Raw genomic sequence first — 2,916 nt, 5'->3', positions numbered from 1 at the left:
CCTTTTTCCACTCCGAGTACCCAGCCGAAAAGAATCGTCTGGAAAGTCGCCAGAAGGTAGATCGCGAAGGTGCCGATCCAGAAATCGAGGGTATCCAGGGCCACGAAATCTTTGGAGAAGATAACGACTCCTGCTGCTCCGATGGCGGTGATGAACCCCAGGACGGCAACCGACGCCCGGCGGTTCAGCCCCAGGCCCTCTTCCAGCAGCGCCACTGCCGGTTGAAGCATGGAGAGCGAGCTGGTGATCGCGGCAAGGAAAAGCAGAAAGAAAAACAAAAAGCCGAAGAGCTGGCCCACCGGCATCTGATTGAACACGTTGGGAAGGGCCATAAATCCCAGGGCGAAGGGATTACTCAATTGCGAGCCGATCTGAGGCCCGAGGAATACAAACGCTGCCGGAACGGTGATCAGGCCGCCCAGCACCACTTCACAGAATTCATTCCCTGCGCAGGCCGTCAAGCTGGACAGGGCAATGTCGTCATCCTTCTTCACATAGCTCGCGTAGGTGATGATGATGCCGAACCCTACAGAAAGCGAGAAAAAGATCTGCCCCGCTGCTTTCATCCACATTTCGGGATCGGCGAGTCCTTCCCAGAATGATTTCGGTACCTCGCCGGGGGCGAGCATGGCGGGGGTTTTCACGGGATTCCACATGTAACCCAGGCCGTTGAGGACGTTCTGGTCGGGCTTGGCCGGGTCGGGCGTTCCCAGCGTGAGCACGCGAATCAGGATGATCACGGCGCAGATCACAAGAGCCGGCATCGCCCAGCGGCAGAACCACTCGATGCCTTTACTCAGTCCTCGATAGATGAGGATGAAGTTGAGAATGAAGCAGACGACCAGGAAAAACACGGCCGATCCGAGCAACCCCTCGCCGGGCGTGGACAGCGATTCGCCGTGGGCGTGCAGTCCCACAAAATGTTCGAAGAATTGTCTGTACCGCTCGGCATCCGCCCCGAAGTTCATCGCCCCCAGAAGGTAACGTGTGGCATAGGCCAGACACCAGCTCTCGATGTACACGTAATACATGTAGATGCCCACCGGGACGATCATCGCCAGGACGCCAAAGTACGGTGCTATACGATTCTTCCAGATGACGCGGTAAATGCCCGGCGAGGAGTTGTGGCCGTGCATGCCGCCGTACCGACCCATGGCCCATTCGGCAAACGCGATGGGCAACCCCAGAAAGAGAAACGCACAAACGTAGGCCACCATGAAGGCGCCGCCACCATACTGGGCAGCCAGGCCAGGAAAACGCAGGAAATTTCCCAGCCCCACGGCGCTCCCCGTGACCGCAAGAATGACGCCGAGGCGGGTTGTCCAGGTCTCTCGCTGTTTGCGCTGTTGCATGAACGGTCCTCTTCAGGCGGCTGACAATCCAGCGGCGATAATTTCCTGCCGAGCGAGTGATCACATTTATAGAAAACAAAAAGGCCTGTCGCTGGGAAGAATCTACATTATCCTCACCCAAAACTGAGGCTCAAGAGCGCAACTCTTTCGAATTTTAGTAACCTTGCGTGGTCGGACCGTTAGTTTTTCTCATCAGAGAAAAGGCCGGCGCTCGGAAAACGTCGTCATGCCGCCATGCCGCACTGGGGAATTGCAGGTGACTCACCGAAACAGCGTCCCTCGGACGGTTCGTGCTCCCTGCCAACAGTTGTTTTTCTGCGCAAACAGCCATTCATAACGTGTATGTTGGTTGCGTCGCACGTCAGTTTTAGGGCTGACAGAAAAGACTCCGGAGCGAAGGCGCTTTTCCCCGGCAAGCGGCATGGAAACGAGGAGTTTTTTCCCTCGGCGAATCCGCCGTGCGGTGTTTCGGAGTTGCTTGGCACGAACCTTTCCATCTTGCTGCTATTAGGATAATCACCCCCGCCAAAGTTTCCGAGTGCCTCTGACATTCCACCGCACGTGAGCCCGTCGTCGATTTTCCGAGTCGCCTGTCTGCAAACCGGGAACCGGTTGTTCGGCCGGTTGGCCGCTGAACGATTTTTCGCAATTCTCCTTGCCTAAAATATCGCAAAGGCGTACGATAATCATGAGCAAAGCTCCCAGGGCCGACGAGGCAGTTGTCCGCACGCCGCACCGTACGGACCGATGGCGCTGTCCGCAGGGGAGAGAGCCTCATGACTGGTGTCGTTGTGGAATCCGATATTGATATTCTCGATTACCTCCGCACTGCGGGTCCGGCGACGGTGTCCCAGCTTGCCCGGCATTTTTCGGTCACCCCGACGGCCGTGCGGCAGCGGCTTGGGCGCCTGGTGGCGGAGGGATTGGTGGATCGATTCGTGCAGCGGGAGGGCCGCGGCCGACCGAGACACGTGTACCGGATCACCGGCAAGGGACGCCTCCGCATCGGGTCCAACTACGCCGACCTTGCCTGCGCATTGTGGCATGCCATCCGGAAAATTCCCGACGACGCCACCCAAAAGCGGATCATCACCCTGGTGGCCGAGGAACTCACCCGCATGTATCTCCCCCAGATGAGCGGATTGACGGTATCCGAACGCATGGGTGACGTCGTGCGTATTTTGGGTCAGCGGCGGCTGCCGTTCCTCATAGAGGGCGAAACAGTTCATGCCACGGCATGTAATAATGAGGCAGGCGGCACCAATTTACGGGACAGGCCCCCTGGGGAAGCGGTTTCCCCGGCAAATCCGGAAGATGCCTCCGAACCTGGTCATCTCGCCAGGAAAAAGGCGCCGTCGCTGGTTGCTGCGGCCTGTCCCTATCCCGATCTGGCGGAAATTGACCCGTCAATCTGTGAATTCGAGCGACTCTGGCTCAGCGAACTGTTGGGGGCACCGGTTCACCTGGCCGAGTGTCGCCGGAATGGCGGACACCGGTGCCGTTTCGAGGTGGTCTGTGGTGATGCCTGAACGGTGGACCGGGCAGTGAGCCGTCAAGTATAGTA

Annotated in this window: 2 protein-coding genes; one reads left to right on the top strand and one right to left on the bottom strand. The window is 58.2% G+C overall.

Annotated features, from left to right (window positions below; genetic code table 11):
* Nucleotides 1–1,352: hypothetical protein (locus H5U08_RS14600; protein ID WP_297034600.1), on the bottom strand; the 1,352-nt coding region annotated here is incomplete at its 3' end.
* Nucleotides 1,353–2,128: 776 nt separating this feature from the next.
* On the opposite strand from H5U08_RS14600, the gene H5U08_RS14595 reads away from it, so the two are divergent.
* Nucleotides 2,129–2,881 carry a MarR family transcriptional regulator gene (locus H5U08_RS14595; protein WP_297034597.1) on the top strand — a complete coding sequence of 251 codons (753 nt, stop codon included), beginning with the start codon at nt 2,129–2,131 and terminating at the stop codon, nt 2,879–2,881.
* Nucleotides 2,882–2,916: the final 35 nt, after the last annotated feature.

This window comes from Thermogutta sp., assembly GCF_014359955.1.
Lineage (GTDB): Bacteria > Planctomycetota > Planctomycetia > Pirellulales > Thermoguttaceae > Thermogutta.
This window is presented reverse-complemented; position numbering and strand designations above follow the sequence as displayed.

Excerpts from the sequence above, each read along its gene's own strand:
- H5U08_RS14595 (WP_297034597.1), top strand. The coding sequence starts at position 2,129 with ATGACTGGTGTCGTTGTGGAATCCGATATTGATATTCTCGATTACCTC.